18 protein-coding genes are annotated in these 16,578 nt (G+C 64.7%); 10 read left to right on the top strand and 8 right to left on the bottom strand.

Annotated features, from left to right (window positions below):
* Positions 1-15: 15 nt before the first annotated feature.
* The 3 genes from JWN03_RS03020 to JWN03_RS03010 all read right to left on the bottom strand — a co-directional run bounded on the left by JWN03_RS03020 (position 16) and on the right by JWN03_RS03010 (position 4,096).
* Positions 16-1,428 (bottom strand): MutS-related protein, encoded by a 1,413-nt coding sequence (locus tag JWN03_RS03020; RefSeq protein ID WP_297609313.1) that lies wholly within the window; start codon positions 1,426-1,428, stop codon positions 16-18.
* Positions 1,429-1,517: 89 nt separating this feature from the next.
* Positions 1,518-3,044, bottom strand: a complete 1,527-nt coding sequence (locus JWN03_RS03015; RefSeq protein WP_297609310.1) for a MutS-related protein — start codon at positions 3,042-3,044, stop codon at positions 1,518-1,520.
* 461 nt (positions 3,045-3,505) lie between these two features.
* The gene (locus tag JWN03_RS03010) at positions 3,506-4,096 is read right to left on the bottom strand and encodes a TetR/AcrR family transcriptional regulator (protein WP_297609307.1); all 591 of its coding nucleotides are present in this window, start codon (positions 4,094-4,096) and stop codon (positions 3,506-3,508) included.
* 70 nt (positions 4,097-4,166) lie between these two features.
* On the opposite strand from JWN03_RS03010, the gene JWN03_RS03005 reads away from it, so the two are divergent.
* The 5 genes from JWN03_RS03005 (at position 4,167) to JWN03_RS02985 (ending at position 8,302) form a co-directional block, all read left to right on the top strand.
* On the top strand, positions 4,167-5,099 hold the full coding sequence (locus JWN03_RS03005) for an NADP-dependent oxidoreductase (RefSeq protein WP_297609304.1): 933 nt from the start codon (positions 4,167-4,169) through the stop codon (positions 5,097-5,099).
* Positions 5,100-5,311: 212 nt separating this feature from the next.
* Positions 5,312-6,031 (top strand): hypothetical protein, encoded by a 720-nt coding sequence (locus tag JWN03_RS03000; RefSeq protein ID WP_297609301.1) that lies wholly within the window; start codon positions 5,312-5,314, stop codon positions 6,029-6,031.
* A gap of 58 nt (positions 6,032-6,089) precedes the next feature.
* Complete coding sequence (locus JWN03_RS02995; RefSeq protein WP_297609298.1) at positions 6,090-6,998, top strand: NADP-dependent oxidoreductase; 909 nt, start codon at positions 6,090-6,092, stop codon at positions 6,996-6,998.
* Positions 6,999-7,114: 116 nt separating this feature from the next.
* Positions 7,115-7,717: a DUF4126 domain-containing protein gene (locus JWN03_RS02990; protein ID WP_297609296.1), complete on the top strand. Its 603-nt coding sequence runs from the start codon at positions 7,115-7,117 to the stop codon at positions 7,715-7,717.
* Between the two features lie 360 nt (positions 7,718-8,077).
* Entirely contained in the window at positions 8,078-8,302 is a 225-nt protein-coding gene (locus tag JWN03_RS02985; RefSeq protein ID WP_297609294.1) for a hypothetical protein, read from the top strand.
* Between the two features lie 123 nt (positions 8,303-8,425).
* Here the strand turns inward: JWN03_RS02985 and JWN03_RS02980 are convergent, their stop codons facing one another.
* Complete coding sequence (locus JWN03_RS02980) at positions 8,426-8,875, bottom strand: GlcG/HbpS family heme-binding protein (protein ID WP_297609291.1); 450 nt, start codon at positions 8,873-8,875, stop codon at positions 8,426-8,428.
* A 97-nt stretch (positions 8,876-8,972) separates the two neighbouring features.
* On the opposite strand from JWN03_RS02980, the gene JWN03_RS02975 reads away from it, so the two are divergent.
* Complete coding sequence (locus tag JWN03_RS02975; RefSeq protein ID WP_297609289.1) at positions 8,973-9,428, top strand: MarR family winged helix-turn-helix transcriptional regulator; 456 nt, start codon at positions 8,973-8,975, stop codon at positions 9,426-9,428.
* Positions 9,429-9,595: 167 nt separating this feature from the next.
* On the opposite strand, the gene JWN03_RS02970 is transcribed toward JWN03_RS02975, so the two are convergent.
* Positions 9,596-11,071, bottom strand: a complete 1,476-nt coding sequence (locus tag JWN03_RS02970; protein WP_297609286.1) for an MDR family MFS transporter — start codon at positions 11,069-11,071, stop codon at positions 9,596-9,598.
* A gap of 93 nt (positions 11,072-11,164) precedes the next feature.
* On the opposite strand from JWN03_RS02970, the gene JWN03_RS02965 reads away from it, so the two are divergent.
* From JWN03_RS02965 to JWN03_RS02955, 3 genes are all read left to right on the top strand, one after another.
* Positions 11,165-11,734 (top strand): TetR/AcrR family transcriptional regulator, encoded by a 570-nt coding sequence (locus JWN03_RS02965; protein WP_297609283.1) that lies wholly within the window; start codon positions 11,165-11,167, stop codon positions 11,732-11,734.
* Between the two features lie 75 nt (positions 11,735-11,809).
* Positions 11,810-12,238 (top strand): alternative ribosome rescue aminoacyl-tRNA hydrolase ArfB, encoded by a 429-nt coding sequence (arfB, locus tag JWN03_RS02960; RefSeq protein WP_366914360.1) that lies wholly within the window; start codon positions 11,810-11,812, stop codon positions 12,236-12,238.
* A 68-nt stretch (positions 12,239-12,306) separates the two neighbouring features.
* Positions 12,307-12,672, top strand: coding sequence for a VOC family protein (locus JWN03_RS02955; protein ID WP_297609280.1), 366 nt, complete (start codon positions 12,307-12,309; stop codon positions 12,670-12,672).
* A 157-nt stretch (positions 12,673-12,829) separates the two neighbouring features.
* Here JWN03_RS02955 and JWN03_RS02950 read toward each other — a convergent pair whose 3' ends face one another.
* Positions 12,830-13,396: a PadR family transcriptional regulator gene (locus JWN03_RS02950; RefSeq protein WP_297609278.1), complete on the bottom strand. Its 567-nt coding sequence runs from the start codon at positions 13,394-13,396 to the stop codon at positions 12,830-12,832.
* A gap of 74 nt (positions 13,397-13,470) precedes the next feature.
* Positions 13,471-14,268, bottom strand: a complete 798-nt coding sequence (locus JWN03_RS02945; RefSeq protein WP_297609276.1) for an SGNH/GDSL hydrolase family protein — start codon at positions 14,266-14,268, stop codon at positions 13,471-13,473.
* 321 nt (positions 14,269-14,589) lie between these two features.
* Between JWN03_RS02945 and JWN03_RS02940 the strand changes: the two genes are divergently transcribed.
* Positions 14,590-15,285, top strand: coding sequence for an LmeA family phospholipid-binding protein (locus tag JWN03_RS02940; RefSeq protein WP_297609274.1), 696 nt, complete (start codon positions 14,590-14,592; stop codon positions 15,283-15,285).
* 30 nt (positions 15,286-15,315) lie between these two features.
* Here the strand turns inward: JWN03_RS02940 and JWN03_RS02935 are convergent, their stop codons facing one another.
* Entirely contained in the window at positions 15,316-16,566 is a 1,251-nt protein-coding gene (locus tag JWN03_RS02935; protein ID WP_297609272.1) for a serine hydrolase domain-containing protein, read from the bottom strand.
* Positions 16,567-16,578 lie beyond the last annotated feature (12 nt).

Genomic DNA, 16,578 nt, shown 5'->3' with positions numbered 1-16,578 from the left:
GTGCCGGTGAGGTGATTACGTCTGATCCGGCTCCGAATCGCCGTCGTGTCCGAAGATTCCCCGATAAATATCCAGGGCGTGGCTCGTGGTAGCAGGCGCACCGGTTTTCAGTCGAAAGGTTCGCGAACCATCGGGTAACCGCTCCGCACGAAGGAAGAGGTCGGTGGCTCGCTGACGGTCCGACAGCCCAGCCGCGAAATCGTACAAGTGTGTCACCACAATCACTTTCACGCCCGAGTCGAGCAGCGCCGCGGTGATCGGCGCCAGGATTTCGGTGGCCTCGCGCTCACTCGTCGAGGCAAACGGTTCGTTCCACAGCACCATGGACGCCGGCTTGATCCGATTCGTGAGGTCGCGCATCCGCACCAACTCCTCCTTCAACCTGCCGTAGGTCATCGAGGAGTCGTCTTGTAGACGAAAGTGGGTGAAAATTCCGTCCCTGATGTCTGCTTCATAGGCTTCCGCAACTACGAACATGCCCGCTTGCATCATGATCTGGGCTGCGCCGAGACTGCGGAGGAAGGTCGACTTCCCACCACTATTGGCGCCCGTGACGACCGTCAGCTGTCTGCCCCGGCCGTCGACCGAGTTCCCCTCGACTGCCGATACGCCGGACAGGCAGAGCGCCGGGTCTCGCAACGATCGAAAGCTGAAGGATGCGCCACTGCCCTGCGGCAACGGGTGTGGAAAGCACACCGCATACCCGTCACCCTGTAGGCGCTCGGAGAGGTTTACACAACCGACGAAGAAGGCCAGCTCCGTGCGTAGAGCTTGAAAGAAGTCGACGATCACATCGGTGACATGGGCGACCACGTCGGCAACACGATCGAGGCTCTTTCCGACAAGACGCCAGACGAACTGCTTGGCGCTCTCGTCGGTGTCGGTGACCTCTATTGTGTGACGCTCCCGCTGGCCGAATACCGATTGACGGCGTCGAGGTTGCGTCCGCGGTTCATGCAATACGGTGTTGGCAATCCCGCCCTCCGAACCGAGCTCTGCGCTGATCTCGAAACCGTGTTCGAACTGAAGGGCATCGAGGTAGCGCTCGAGTTCTGTCAGATATTCTTCTCCGAAGGTGCCGGCGAGCCTATCGGCCAATCCAGCCAATCCCTCCGATCGGAAGGACGAGGAATTCAGTTCGCATCTGGATCGCACCAGCCGCAAAAAGCCGATGAGCTTGGTGAGCGGCTCCAGGGATAAGTACAGCTTTCCACGCGCGCCACGATCGCGCCCGACCGTCCACCGTCGCGCGCCGACGGCGTCGGTCGCGATGGCATAGAGCTCCCGGACCAGCTTCGGATTCGCACAGCTGTCGATCACGACCCGCTGCCGGTATTCGATGGCATTCGGATCGGTCAATGATCTCGGAATTACATCAGCGACGACGGTGCGGATGAACTGGTCTGCACCTGCCATCACGCCGTACACAATGGACAGCTCGAGATCGTCGGCGACGGTTTTGCCGTTCTCCCCGACCTGGGACAGACCCCACCCGGCCGGCCCGAGGAGATTCACCCTCACCGTGCCACCCTCCCGACAATGGCGTCATAGGACAGGTCGAACTGATCTGCCAGGGCCACCGCATATGCCCGGCCATCCGCCGGTTTTCGTTCCAACCTGAACGTCCGGAGCGTCGGATCGTCGCCGATGCCGGCAACCATGCTCACGACGCCATCCAACCCCGATAGTTCGTCGAGAAATGTCACAAAAATTGCGATGGATTTACGCTCCGATATTTTTCTCAGGACTTTTTCCCCGATATGCTGCGCATCCACGGTGGTGGTCGAGCTGAAACTCTCGTTCAGGATGATGATTGTGCGGTCGGTCGAGTATTTGAGTGTTTCATTGATCGCCGTCAGCTCACTCTGAAGTTTGCCTGCCGCGTCGGACGATTCCTCACGCCTCTCGAAATGAGTATGTATTCCGTCGGCGAGCATTATTCTCGCTCGACGCGCCGGAACCGGACAGCCCAGAGCCGCAAGATAGGCCACCTGGCCGAACATTCGAGCGAAAGTACTCTTGCCGCCTTGGTTCGGGCCGGTAACCACGATGATGCGTTCACTGCCGGAAAGATGATAGTCATTGGCGACAGGCACCTCGCCTTCGTCGACACATTTCAAGGCGAGCGCCAAATCGTACGCGCCCTGCACTCGAATGCTGTCGAACGAATCGGTAACCTCGGGAAGGCAGAACTCCAAGCCGCGGGCAGACAATTTATCGACCAGATGGAGATACGAAAAGTAGAATTGAAGTTCATCATCGACCCGATCGATCACCGGATCCATGAATTCACCGCCGGACTCGGAGTGTTCGATCATCCGGCGAAACGGGCGCGGAAATATTTGAACAAGCTCGTCGAGAACACGCTCCTCGACCGGGTGCACGCTCGTGGACCACGGAATGCCGTCCAGACCGGCAGGCGCCCAGCCGCGCAGGAACGGCTCGAACACACGCTCGACTGCCGCGGCGTAATCGGGCGCGCCACTGGCCGCACCGATCACTATCCGATGATCGTCGATTCGCATCGAGTAACGGATTTCCCCGAGGCCGGCGAGTACCTCTTCACATCCCGATACGAGCTCTCCGAACTCGGCACGGGCGACATAGATATTCAAGTAATCTCGCCACGCCGCCAGCCCACGCGACTCGAGTACCACTCCATCCAGGCCCTGACGCAGGGTCAGCACGGTCTGGCAATAGGCATGCAAGACATCCAGGCGAAGCCGGCACCTGAGGACCGTGTGGCGGACCGTCGGCAATTCGGAAAGCTGCTGCCGGATATTCGACATCGACCGCGAAAACGCCTCGAGTTGCGCACGCAGGGCCAGCGATGAAAGGTCCTGGAAGACCTCCCGGCGGTACTCGACATCCTCGCTGTGCAGCAGTGGCGTGCGCAGGAGATGATCGACCGATTCGCTGCTACCCGGCCCCGCGATTTCGGCAAAGACGCGTTCGAGATTCAGGTCGGAAATCATGGCGGCATCGGGCTGCACGGTGATTCTGCGCTCGGCTTCACGCCACAGCACACTCGGCAACCGCATCATCGAACCCTCTCACCTCCGCTGCATCCAGCGGACGCACCTCTCAGTCCTTCGCCAGCCTACTGTTCGCCGATAATCACCCTCCGGCTACACGTCGCCTCTCCCCACCAACCCGGTGCGGCCGCCCCATCACGCCAGCGATCGATCGGCGGTCGCGGGAACGTAGCTCCAGACCCGTTGGGGCTCGGAACATCTGCTGCGACTGCGGGGCACGTGCGCTCGGGGCATGGCCGAAACATCTTGACGCACTAGGATTCACGGGTATGAGCTCTCGGGGGACCCGGTGGGTACGTTTGGTTGCCGGAGTCATATGTGCCGTACTGATGGCATTGTGCCTCTACTACGTTTTCACACGCGGGCTGGGCGATAGGACGTCGATTCACTATGCGCAGGCATGTGTTGGCGTTGCCTTCCTCTCCATAGCTTTGCGGGCTGTGTTGCGGAAGTAGGGTGGCAGTCTGCGGCTATATGCGTTGCGGGAGAAGCGAAGCGACGTCCCAGGCCGCCTCGATCATCCGGAAGATCTCGTCCACTGCGGCGTCCGGATCGGCCGCCTCACGGGCCAGCGAATGGGAGTCGACCACAAATCTCGCGATGGTCCGGCAGGCCGTTGTCGGCTCCGGCAGGTTCAGATCGGCGGCGATGGCTGTTGCCAGGGAGTCTGCGTGACGCAGCCGCATCGACTGCTCGTAGGTCCGCAGGGCAGGTGATTCGTCGATCATGCGCCAGATCGGGGCGGCGGTGTCCGATGCGCAGTGTCGCACCATGGCCTGGATCTCGTGGCGCAGGGCGGGGATGAGCGGCTCGTGCGGTGACCGGGCGGTGACCGCTTGCGCGAGGCGGTGCTCGAAGTCTTCGTCTCGCTCGAATATCAGGGCCTCTTTCGAGGCGAAGTGGGAGAAGAGCGTGGTGACGGCCACGTCGGCCTCGGCGGCCACGTCACGGATGCCCACCGCGTCGTACCCGCGTTCCAGGAAGAGCCGCAGGGCGGTGTCGGCGATGTTCTGGCGGGTCGCGGCCTTTTTGCGCTCACGACGGCCGGACGGCACGGTCATCGGTTGATGCTATCAGATACAAATCTGTAGCTGGTTCAAAACACTAACCGTTAGTGTTACCGTCGATCGTATGAAGAAGGTGAGCTTCGCCGAGTTCGGCGGTCCGGACGTTCTGCAACTCGTGGACGCCGAGGAGCCCCACGCGGGATCAGGTCAGGTACGCATCGCTGTGCGAGCGGCGGGCGTGAACCCCGTCGACTGGCGGATCCGTGAAGGCCAGTTCCAGAAAGTCCATCCGATCGAGTTGCCCGCCGGAGTCGGGCTGGACGCCTCGGGGGTGGTGGACGAGGTCGGTGCGGGCGTCGAAGGAATCGAGGTCGGCGACCACGTGTTCGGCGAAGGGTCGAGCACCTGTGCGGAGTTCGCCGTGCTGTCGGCCTGGGCCCGCATGCCCGAGGGGCTGACGTTCGAAGAGGCGGCCGGGTACCCCTCGGTGGTGGAGACCGCGCTGCGCATCATCGACCAGGTCGGTGTGCGGTCCGGGCAGACGCTGCTGGTCAGCGGTGCGGCCGGAGGGGTCGGATCGGCGGTGCTGCAGATCGCCCGCGATCGTGGCATCACGGTGATCGGGACGGCCGGGGCCGCGAACCAGGATTATCTGCGCAGCCTGGGTGCCGTTGCCACGACGTACGGCGAGGGCTGGGTCGAACGGGTGCGGCAATTCGGGCGGGTCGACGCGGCTCTCGATCTGGCCGGATCGGGCGTGATCCGCGAGCTCGTCGAGCTGACCGGGGATCCGCAGCAGGTGATCTCGATTGCCGATCTCGGTGCGCCGGAGCTCGGTGTCCGATTCTCCGGGGTGGCCGGGAGCGTCACGGACGCGCTCGTCGAGGCTGCCGACCTCATCTCGCGGGGGAAGCTCCACCTCCCGGTCGAGAAGTCGTACAGCCTCGCCGAGGCCGCGGCAGCGCACATCGACAGCCAGGCCGGCCACACGCGCGGACGGCGAGTTGTGATCGTCCGAGGCAGGTCATCAACCCCCTCGACCGTCGAATTGCAGTAGCGGACAACGGTTTCAGCGACGGTCGCCGCATCGTCTGCCGCGACCGGCCAGGAACGGCATGACCCGTTCCTCGGCCAAGGGCATATCGACAGGATGAAAGCTGATGCCGTAACCCATATTCGGCCCCCGTGGTGGCTGTTCTATGGCAGTCGATGTAGCCACCGTGACCGCCATGTTTCGGCGGCGACAGTTTCGGGACCCACCGATTCCGCGTGAACGCAGACCTGCATGATGGGCGCATGCTCCCCACCGACCATCTGGCCCAGGCAGACCGTCGCCCAGCGGTGATCGACACGCCCCTCGGCACCGTCGGGTTCTCCCTCACACTCGGATCGGACGCGCTACCGGCTGCGCCGAATACCTTGTGGCGCTTGCCGAATGGGTCGCATCTGCATCGGTGGCAGCATCGCACCGCAACGGTCGATCTGCTGATCGGAAGCATCGAGATACCGGCCTGGGACGGCGGCGCACCGGTCCCGGTGTGGGCCGGAATCTGGCAGGTGCAGGCGCGGGCCCGGGTGTCCGGACTGGTCGTCTCGGCCGAACTGACCGACCTGCCCGCCGATGCCTACGGCGGCCCGGACTCCGGGGAATGCCTTGCGGCCGTGAGTGTCGAGAACGAGCACTTCATGGTGTCGATCGGCGGACCGGATTCCGAACTGCTCGCCATGCAGGCCGTGGACGGGCGGCTCATGCCCACCAGCTGGGCGCGCCAGCTGCCGACCGGCGACGATGAATCCGAATACGGTGTGCGATACGCGGATCCGGCTCGAATCGCGTGGCATCTGCCCGGTCTGGCCACCACGGAAGTAGCCCGACTGTGCATCGCGACCGCCTGGTGCCCTCGCGATGACGATCGGCCCGCAGCGTGGTTCGCGGTCGACATTCCCCTCGACACCGCATACCTGCAGCTCATCGCCGATCCGGCCTGACTGGCAGACTGTCGTACGCACACCACCGCGATATCCCGAGTCGAGATCGGAGCGATTGATGAAGGCCGTCCGTTTCAGCCGGTTCGGGGGACCTGAAGTCCTCGAGATCGTCGAGCTTCCCGATCCGCATGCAGGTCCCGGCCAGGTCCGGATTGCGGTGCGCGCCGCCGGGATCAATCCGAGCGACTGGAAGAAGCGCAAGGGTCTGATGGATGAGGAGCTCCCGCAGACCCTGGGCTACGAAGCCGCGGGTGTTGTCGACGAGCTCGGCGCAGGCGTTGCGGATGTGGCCGTCGGCGATCGCGTGTTCGGTTTCTCCGACGAGGGCATGGCCCAGGCCGAGCTGGCGGTGCTGTCCCACTACGCACCGATTCCGCCGTCGCTCGACTTCGCCGGTGCTGCCGCGCTGCCCGCCGCTATCGAGACGGCCACGCGCGCGCTCGACCAGCTCGGTGTCAAGAGCGGCACGCTGCTTATCAACGGCGCCTCCGGAAGTGTTGGCAGCGCTGCGGTTCAGCTCGCGGTGGCACGTGGAGTGCGCGTGATCGGCACCGCCAGTGCGGCAAACCACGAGTACCTTCGCGCGCTGGGGGCCGTGCCCGTCGCCTATGGCGAGGGCCTCGTCGAGCGGGTTCGCGCGCTCGCGCCCGATGGTGTCGACACCGCGCTCGATGTCGCCGGGAGCGGCGTGCTACCCGAGCTCATCGGGCTCGCGGGCGGGCCGGAGCACGTGGTGACGATCGCCGACTTCGCCGGCGCGCAGGAGTACGGGGTGACGTTCAGTCGCGGAGATGGCGGGCGCGCGGTGCACGTGCTCGGCGAGATCGGCGAGTTGGTCGAGTCCGGGCACTTCTCGCTCCCGGTCGCGCAGATGTTCCCGCTGGCCGAGGTCGCGGAGGCGCAACGCGTCAGCGAGGACGGTCACGTGCGCGGGAAGCTCGTGCTGGTGGTCGACTCCCCCAGGTGACGCATGCGCACAGGACAATTGCGGCGAGGTAGGTGAGGGTGAGCTCGGTGTATCGGGTGGCCGGGGCGCGGCGCTAAATGTCGGCCCGATTCGGGCCGTGGCGTCACACTCTTGGCATGGAGATCACATCGGCCGTCGCGGCGATACTCGGCGCCTTCGGGCTCTCGGGGGCAGCGGGGCTCAATGCCTGGTTGCCGCTGCTGGTCGTGGGGGCCGCCGATCGGATCGGATGGATCGATCTGGGGAGCTCCTACGGCTGGCTGTCATCGACTCCGGCATTGATCGGGATCGGCGTGGTGTTCCTCCTCGACCTTGTCGGGGACAAGATTCCGGCGCTGGATTCGGTTCTGCACGGCATCGGAACTCTTGTCGCGCCGACCTCCGGGGCGATACTTTTCACGGCCGAGACCAGTCTGTCCTCGCATCTGTCGCCTGCCGTCGCCGCTGTGCTCGGGGCTGTCACTGCCGGCAGTGTGCATGTCGGGCGGTCGGTGGCGCGACCATTTGTCACGGGAACCACTGCAGGACTGGGGAATCCGGTGGTTTCCACCGCCGAGGACGGAACCTCGCTGGTGCTCACGATTCTGGCGCTGGTGGTGCCGGTGGTGGCGTTCATCGCGGTGCTGATCTTGCTGATCGGGCTGGGCTGGTTGGCCTTCCGGGCGGCTCGGTGGCTGCGCAGCAGACGAGGACGGCGCGCGGCCGAGCCGACGCGATAGTCCAATTGTGTGGGATTCACAGCAGATTGGCACCGAAGTTCGACCTTCCTCGCACCCTCGCCTGGTTGATTCGGGTTGAGGGTGCGCCGGTCCGCGGCGGCCCGGATGGTCGTAGGAGAGCTGTTGTCCACTTCACTCGTGCCCCGCTCCAGTCGAATTCTCGCCGCAGTTCTGATGGCCGGTGCGCTCGCATCAGCGCCGGCCGTCGCCGCCGCCGATGCGACCACCGGTGACCCGGGCGGCGGCGCATCCACTACACAACCGTTGTCGTTTCTGAGGCGATTCCGTAGACCTGAGCGGGCGGTAGAGCCCATGATCGGCGGGGACGGTCGGATGCTGTTGACAGGGTGAGGAGTAGAGATGGTCGAAGCGTGGAGCAGTCAGAGTGGGCGTGGCCCATTCAATGTCAAATTCGACGGCAGCGTCTACAGGAACCATTGGCGGGTGAAATCCAGCCATGGCCCCGGCCACGTGGCATCGGCCCCCGAAGGAAATCCGTGGCGCTTTCCGCGGGAGGCGACCACGGACGAGATGAACACCATCGGCAACCCGACGTCATGCGCTCCGGAAAAATCGCCGGACTGACGGCCGTTCCGGTCGAAAATAGCGATCCACGCTGTTCCGTGCAGGGTTCCGGTGAACCCCGCTATCTGGAATGTGCCGTAATGCACTGGAGGCCAGTGCATTACGGCACATTCGCTGTTTCTGCTACTCGGCGTAGCTTGCTCGAGCGGGCACCGGTGTTGACGTAGAGGGCGTTTGGGCACCAAGCCCAACGTCGGCGCACTCATCGTCCTGCTCGGGTGAGCTTCCGCTGACCGAGAGCGCGCCGACCACAACATCGCCGCGCCGGATCAGCCGAGAGCCCGCGCCGGCGATGATGGGCATCCCTGCTACCTGATCTATCTGCGCGAACACGACAGGCCACGCCTGCTGCATCCTCATCAGGTCAGCGCCGTCACGACGGAACAGCGCGACGCTTGACGCCTTGGCCGGAGCGACGCGAGCCGACAGCGGCGACGCCCCGTCCATGCGATCGAGAACCTGCAAGTGCCCGCCGCCGTCGACGACCGCGACCGTGACCTGCACACCGAGCGCTTCGGCATGCTCGCGCACACGAAGGCTGACTGCCCGAGCTTCGTTCAGAGTGAGTGACATATTTCCAACTTCCATTATCCTTGGATCAACCAAGCTTGGTTCGACCAAGGATAGCTGAATTAGTGGGAGCGACCAAGCGATTGGCTAGAATTCGTTCATGGAGATGGACGCCCCCACCCGACTGCGCAGCAAACCCAGCTGGCTGCTCAACAAGGCTTCGACAAGGGCACATCAGCTCGTCAAAGAAGCGATGGCCACTGCGGGCGCCCACGCCTACCACTTCGCGATCCTCGCCGCGGTGGAGGAGTTCGGCCCGAGCAGTCAAGTGCAGATCGGCCAGCGGTGTGGAATCGACCAGAGCGACATGCACGCCATGGTCGCCGAACTGGCTGAGCAAGGTCACGTGGAACGTGCACCAGATCCCACCGACCGACGCCGCAACCTGATCACGCTCACCGAAGCGGGGCGACGGCGACTCGACGAATGGGACGTGACGCTGAGCGCGGTCCAGGACAATCTGTGCAACGCACTATCGGCGACCGATCGAGACAGTCTTATTGTGCTGCTGACCCGCGTTCTGGGACTAGCGGAACCGATGCGGACCGGCCGATAAGGGACGACGGGTCTAAAGGAAACCGAGCCTGCAGACCGAAGAATTTTAGGAATAGCCCGAAGCCCAGCCGAGTAGCCCGGACTTGTCCTGCACAGCACCGCATCCAGCAAGGTCACCTACCTATGGGACCTTCCCTTCCGCGCTCGTGGCGCACTTAAATCTCAAGCTCAGACTTGGGCGGGCTCTGCATCGGGCGTGGCGTCCTGGTCCTGCGCTTGCGGGTTGGGTCGGCCCGGAAGCAGGAGGCAGAGCGGGACAGCCGCGATGGTGAACGCGGTTGCCCACCAGAAGGCGGCGCCGAAACCCGAGGCCAGGGCTGCGGGGGTGTGGGCGCCGGTGGCGGTGCGCTGCAGGATCACAGCGAGGATCGCGGTGCCCGCGGAGCCGCCGACCTGCTGGGCGACGCGGCTGATGCTGGAGCCCTGCGGAATCTCCTCGGGTTCGAGCCCGACGAAGGCGCCGCCCATCAGTGTGATCATGGCCGCGCCGAGTCCGGCGCCGCGCACGAACAGCACGGCCATCAGCGCGATATTGCTCGTGGTCGCGGTGACGAAGCAGAACGGCACGGTGGCCGCGCAGGTCAGAACGAAGGCGACGATGGCGACCGGGCGCGCCCCGAAGCGGTCCATGTACCGGCCGGCCAGCGACCGGGAGACAAGGGTGCCCAGGCCCTGCGGGATGAGCAGCAGTGCGGCGCCGAGGGCGTCCTCGCCACGCACCTGCTGCCAGTACAGCGGGAGCAGCAGCATGGTTCCGTAGAGGGCACCGCCGGTGAGGAAGACCAGCGCCGATGATGCAGCGAGGGAGCGGTGGCGGAACAGCCGGATGTTGATCAGGGCATCCGATCCGCGCCGCAGCGCCCAGCCGACATAGCCGGCCAGCAGGGCCGGCCCGGCGATCAGGGGCAGTCCCACCTCGGGGCTCGCGAACCCGCCGGATCCGCCGAGCTGTGTCAGGCCGTAGATGACGGCGGCGATGCCGGGCGACAGCAGCAGCATGCCGACGATGTCCAGGCGGGCGCGGGAACCAGGGCGGGGACTGTCGGCGGGGAGGTTGCGCGCGGCCAGGTAACCGCCGATGACGCAGAAGGGCACATTGAACAGGAAGATCCAGCGCCAGTCGCCCAGGTGCAGAATGATGCCGCCGAGGACCGGGCCCAGGACCGGACCCAGGGCGGTGGGCACGGTGATGAGGGACATGACCTTGCCGATACTGCGGCCCTTGGCGGCCTGCATGATCAGCGTGGTCATCAGCACCATCATGATGCCGCCGCCGATGCCCTGGACTACGCGAAAGGCGATGAGGCTCGGGACATTCCACGCCGCGGCGCACAGCAGTGACCCGATGAGGAACATGCCAAGGGCGGCGATCCACAGGCGTTTGCCGCCCAGGACCGACTGCGCCCACCCGACCGCCGGCATCGTGGCGGCCAGGGCCAGCAGGTACGCGGTGCTCACCCACTGGATGGTGCCGAGCGAGGCGTGCATCTGCCCGGCGAGGCTGTTGATGGCGACGCTCATGATCGTGGTGTCGAAGATGACGGCGAGCGCGCCGATGATCAGGGTGAAGGTCATGCGCCGCAGTGCCGGGTCGATGCGGTCGGGGTCTGCGGCGAGGGATGGCTGGGCAACGCGGGCGTTCACGTACAGCTCCTTAAGGTAGAGAGTTCTATCTTATTGCCGCCACGGTACCGCGCTAAGATAAGATAGACAACTCTATCCAAAGGAGAATTGCAGATGCCCGAGCGACGCCGCGGAGCCGAACTGGAGAAGGCGCTGCTCGACGCGGCCTGGGACGAGCTCACCGACAGCGGCTACGCCAGGTTCACCGTGGACGCCGTCGTCAAACGCGCGGGCACCAGCCCTTCCGTTCTCTACCGCCGCTGGGCCGATCGCAATGAACTCATCCGGGCGACGATCGTCCACATTCTGCGCAAATACCGCCTCGGCGTCCCCGACACGGGAAGTCTGCGGGGCGACGTCCTCACCCTCATGCGGGAGATCAACGCCACTCGCGTCCAGCTTTTCCTCGTCATGAGTGTGCAGCTGGCCAGCTACTACCAGGAGACCGGAATCAACCCCAGCGACCTGCGCGACCCGCTCTCCACGGGCCGAAAGGACGCTGTCGATGTACTCTTCGACCGCGCCGTGGCCCGCGGTGAGATCGCACCGGAACACCTCACCGAACGCATCAAGTCCCTCCCCTTCGACCTGCTGCGCAATGAATTCGTCACGACCTTCACCTCGGCGCCGGACCATATCCTCGAAGAGATCGTCGACACGATCTTCCTCCCCCTCGTGCGCTGACCGCGGCAGCACGATCGGGCGAGCGGTGGCGGCACGGAGACCATCCGGCGGAGGACTGAGCACAGGGGACCGAGTATGGCCGAGGACATGATCGTGACTCGAACGCTGGTGATACCTGCGTCCGAGCTGCGTGAACGGTTCTCACGTTCGTCCGGTCCGGGAGGGCAGCACGTCAACACCACGGACAGCCGAGTCGAGCTGTCGTTCGACCTCGCCAACTCGCCTTCGGTGCCAGAGGTGCTGCGTACCCGGATGCTCGACCGCCTGGCCACCCGGCTGGTCGACGGGGTGCTCACGATCGCCGCATCCGAGCAACGCGCCCAGCTGCAGAACCGCGCGGCCGCCCGCGAACGCCTGGCCTCGTTATTGCGCGACGCTGCCGCAGCGCCACCACCGGTTCGCCGCGCCACCAAGCCTTCACGCGGAGCGAAGGAACGTCGCATCGCCGCGAAGAAGCGTCGTGGTGTCACCAAACGCAACCGCCGCGCCTCCCCCGACGACTAGCCAGACGTTCTTGTGTGCGGGGATCGACGGCCATGGCCCCCTAGCGACCCCGCCTTTATGGTGGACCGATGGCGTCGGTCAAACAGATCCAAGTCACCTTCGACTGCGCAGAACCTGAGCGCGTCGCTCGTTTCTGGTGCGAGGTATTGGGATACGAGCATCGGGGTTCAGCGGGCGTTGATCCCTCAGGTGTGGGCCCGCGCTTGTACTTCCAGCGGGTACCCGAAGGCAAGGTCGTCAAGAATCGGCTGCATCTCGACGTGCGGGTCGGCACAGGGCTCGTGGGTGAAGCGCGCGTGGCCGCACTCGAGGCCGAATGCGCACGACTGGTCGTGCTCGGCGCGGTACGTGTGCGACTACTGCGTGCCGATGGCGTCAACGAGTCGTGTCTGGTGATGCAGGACATCGAGGGCAACGAGTTCTGTCTCGACTGACGAGCTCGAAGATCAACGGGCAGAGATCATCTCACCGACTCTCTCGTGACGGCGGTTGAGCGCCAATGTGATTCGCTGAACGCCTTCCCGGACCCGTTCTCGGAGCACTGGCCTGAGTTTCGAGAGAGGAAGTGTTGTGCGCCCCAGGACTCGGGTATTACTCGGGTTGTGAGGCCGCGCGGGTTTCGATGACCGTGAGTGCGAACTGGGCCCAACGAAGGTTCTCCTGTTCGAAGGCGATGCCGCGCAGCAATGTCAGGTAGGGGCCGATGCGTTCGGCTTCGGACAGGTAGGCCTGCTCGCTGCGGCCGGCGAGCAGGCGAAGCCGAAGGCGTTCGTAGCGTGCGAGTTTCGCGGTCGCCCGCGCGGCGAGCTCGGCTACCGAGGTCTGTACCGCGAGACTGTCTTCGGTGGCCATTGCCTGCACCTTGACCATCAGCTCATCGCGAATGGCGGTCGGTTTGGACGGTGCCGCAATGAATTCGCGCAGAGCGGCTCGGCCTGCGGGGGTCAGTGAGTGCAGGCGCTTGTTCGGCCGGCGTTCCTGCTGCACCACGCGGGTGGCGATGAGTCCGTCGGCCGCCATGCGGTCGAGCTCGCGGTACAGCTGCTGGGGTGTGGCCATCCAGAAATTGGCCACCGACGCATCGAACCCTTTGGCCAGATCGTAGCCGGACGATTCACCATCCAGAAGCGCGGCCAGCACCGCATTGCGTAGGGCCATCGCCGAAGAATATCAGAATGGCATTAGTCAATAAATTGCTTACCTCGCCACCCGGAGTGCGGTCGGCGACGTATTCACTTCCGGACCTGCAACGGCGCGACCGGCGAGAGGGCCGGACGCTTCGGCAGGCGACCGTCGCCCGAGGAACGACCGAGCACACGGCGGCCGAGCCAGGGGCCGAGGAAGCCTGCGGCCCAGCGCAGTTCGGTGGTCACCGCGCGCAAGGAGTCGACGCGGGGGCCGGGCGGGAGCGGTCGTGTCCAGGCATCATCACTGCCTGGCAGGCCCAATGCCTCAGCCATCGCGTCGGCGATGCGCTGATGCCCGAGGGAGCTGCAGTGCAACCGATCCGAACTCCATTGCCTCGGGTCCAGCGCGGCGTCGTGTCCGGCGATTTCGGCGACATAGACACCGTGCGGTCGAGCAGCCGCTCGAATGCGTTCGTTCAGCTCGACGATCCGATGCCGAACAGGCCGGGCCAGCGGCGTGATCCGCGACAGATCGGGGAAGGTCAGGGTCGCCACCACGGTGCCGTGTGCCGTCAATGCGGCGAACATGGACTCGAGGTGACCGACGACCACCTCGAGATCGCAACCGGGGCGCAGGATGTCGTTGGCCCCGGCCACGACGGTGGCGATATCCGGGTTCAAAGCGAGCGCCGCCGGTAACTGCTGCTCGTGGACCTGATGTGCCAGCCGGCCACGTACCGCAAGGTTCGCGTACAGCAGCTCGGGATTCTCGGTGGCCAGCTGCCCGGCAAGCCGATCGGCCCAACCTCGCAGGCCGGTGGCATCGTCGCCGTCGCCGACACCCTCGGTCTGACTGTCTCCCAGGGCGACATAGCGGAAATAGGTACCGGTCACATCCGCCATCACTTCTGCTCGTCCGTCGCGCTCGAAGCGCCTTGCGATCGACAATAGGCCGGAACGATCATATAGGCAACTAGTTGACTATCTCCAGGTGCGCGGGCGCGTACAGAAGGGTGCGGGTCGTCTTCAGTCATCGAGCCGGAGCGGATCAGCGGGATCTGATTTGCAACCGGATGTTCCGCCGGTGCCAACGCCCCGGCAAGACGTACCGAAACTCCGCTTTTACCAAGGCTGACTTGCCTATTCATCGCCGGGCGGTGGGTCGGGGGCACCGGACGGGCACGATTCACAGCATGATGGTGGGATGGCTGAGCGGGTGAGTGCATGCGCGGATTGTTGATACTGATCGTGCTGCTGGGGATCGGGGTGGTTATCGGCGACCGGGTCGCGGTGGGGATGGCGCAGAACGAGATCGGGCGCAAGATCGCTGCCGACTACAACCTTCCGCAGCAACCGAGTGTCACGATCGGCGGCGTGCCGTTCTTGACCCAGGCCGTTGACGGCAAATATCGGGACATCGGGATCCGTGTCGGCGATTGGAGCGGGCAGAACCTCACTGTCCACAATCTCGATGTCAAGCTGACCGACGTGTCCGCGCCGCTGACCGACCTGCTGCACAACCGCACATCGAACCTGGTCGCGGCCACGGCCACGGCGACGGCCGTGGTTCCCTATGACACCGTGAAGGGCTTCGCGCCGTCGGGGGTGGAGTCGATCTCCAACAGCCCGGAGGGGCTGCGCGTTGCGGGAACATTCTCGGTGGAGGGCATTTCGGTGCCCGCGACAGTCGTCGTCACCGTCGCGCCGACCACCGACGGGATCGAGGTGACACCGGTCTCGGTGCAGGCCGCGGCGGGTGGGCCGGCGATTCCGCTGGCAATGCTGCGCCAAACGCTCACCTTCACCGTGCCGCTGCAGCGGCTGCCGCTCGGTGCGCAGCTGACGGCCATCCAGCCGAGTGCCGATGGTCTCCACGTGACCGCCGCGGCTCGCGACGTGCACTTCTCCGACCTGCAGTGAGCGCGGTTCCGGTGCGCCGCAGCTGAATACTCAGTTGGGGTTCTGTTCGGCTGGTTTGTCGAACATGACGCAGAGTGTGGAGGTGTACAGGGTCTTGTATGCCTCGGAGAGTTTCGGATCGCCGGCGAATTCGAAGGGGAAGTCGGTGGGGACCAGGACGCTGGCGGAGCGCTGGCCGGTGTCGTCGGTGAGATTGACGCTGGAGTAGCCGGTGATGCCACCCTCGTGGGCCCAGATGGTTCCACAGGACGTTGAGGCCGTTTGGATGCCCAGGCCTGCGCGGGGAGCCTGAGGGTTGTCCGGATCCATCGATACCGTGGTGCGCATTTCCGCCAATTGGGCTGCGGGCAAAAGCTTTCCAGACATCAGCGCGGTGTAGAAGACGGGCCAGTCCTGGGCCGTGGAGACGATCGCGCCTGCCGCGCCGCCCCAGCTCGGGTTGTTAGCGGAGACGTCCACGTAGCCGTCACGGGGCGAACCCGTCACCTCTCGATACTCGGCGGGAACGTCCGCAGGCATGTGAGCCGGATCCGGTTCGTAGCCATGGGCGTAGCGGCCCTGCCAGGTCGCGTCGGCGGGGAAATAGGTGTGCTGCAGGTGCAGTGGTGCGGCGATTCGGTCATGGATCAGTGCGGCAAGGCTTTTGCCGGTCACCTGCTCCAATAGTGCGCCGACCACGGTGTAGTCGGTATTGCTGTAAGACCACTCGGTCCCGGGAGCGAACAGCGGCTCGTGTTGTGTCGCAAGAGCAATCAGCTCTGCCGAGGCCCACTGTCGCTGATCCTTGCCCAGCATCGAGGCCAGGACAGCCGGGTCATTGGTGTAGTCGAACAGCCCGCTGGTGTGGTTCAACAACATTCGCAGCGTGATCGCCTCGCCGTTCGGAACCTGACCCGGCAACCATCGCTGCACCGGGTCGGTCAAAGCGAGCTTGCCCTCCGCGACCAATTGCAGTGTGAGAGTGGCCAGCAGCGTCTTGGTGTTGGAACCCATCCGGAATTCGTCGCCAACGTCGAGCTTGCCGTCCGGCTGGGTCCATGGGGCCTGTTCGGCGATTTCGACAGTCTTGCCATGGCCATCGGTCACTCGCACGATGACACCCGGCGCACCGGCGTCCACCAGTTGCCGCGCCAGTTTCGTCAGTTGGGTCGTGGTGGCGTCCGGGGTCGTCGTGGTCGAGGTGCACGCGGCCAGCCCCACCACCAGAGACGACACCGCCGGAAGCAACCACAGCCGACGTGACCACACCGCACGATTCGGCGAACAAGCAGCTCGGGACATTGATCAGTTCCT

Origin of the sequence: Nocardia sp. (genome assembly GCF_025465275.1) — a bacterium.
Taxonomy (GTDB): domain Bacteria; phylum Actinomycetota; class Actinomycetes; order Mycobacteriales; family Mycobacteriaceae; genus Nocardia.
This window is presented reverse-complemented; position numbering and strand designations above follow the sequence as displayed.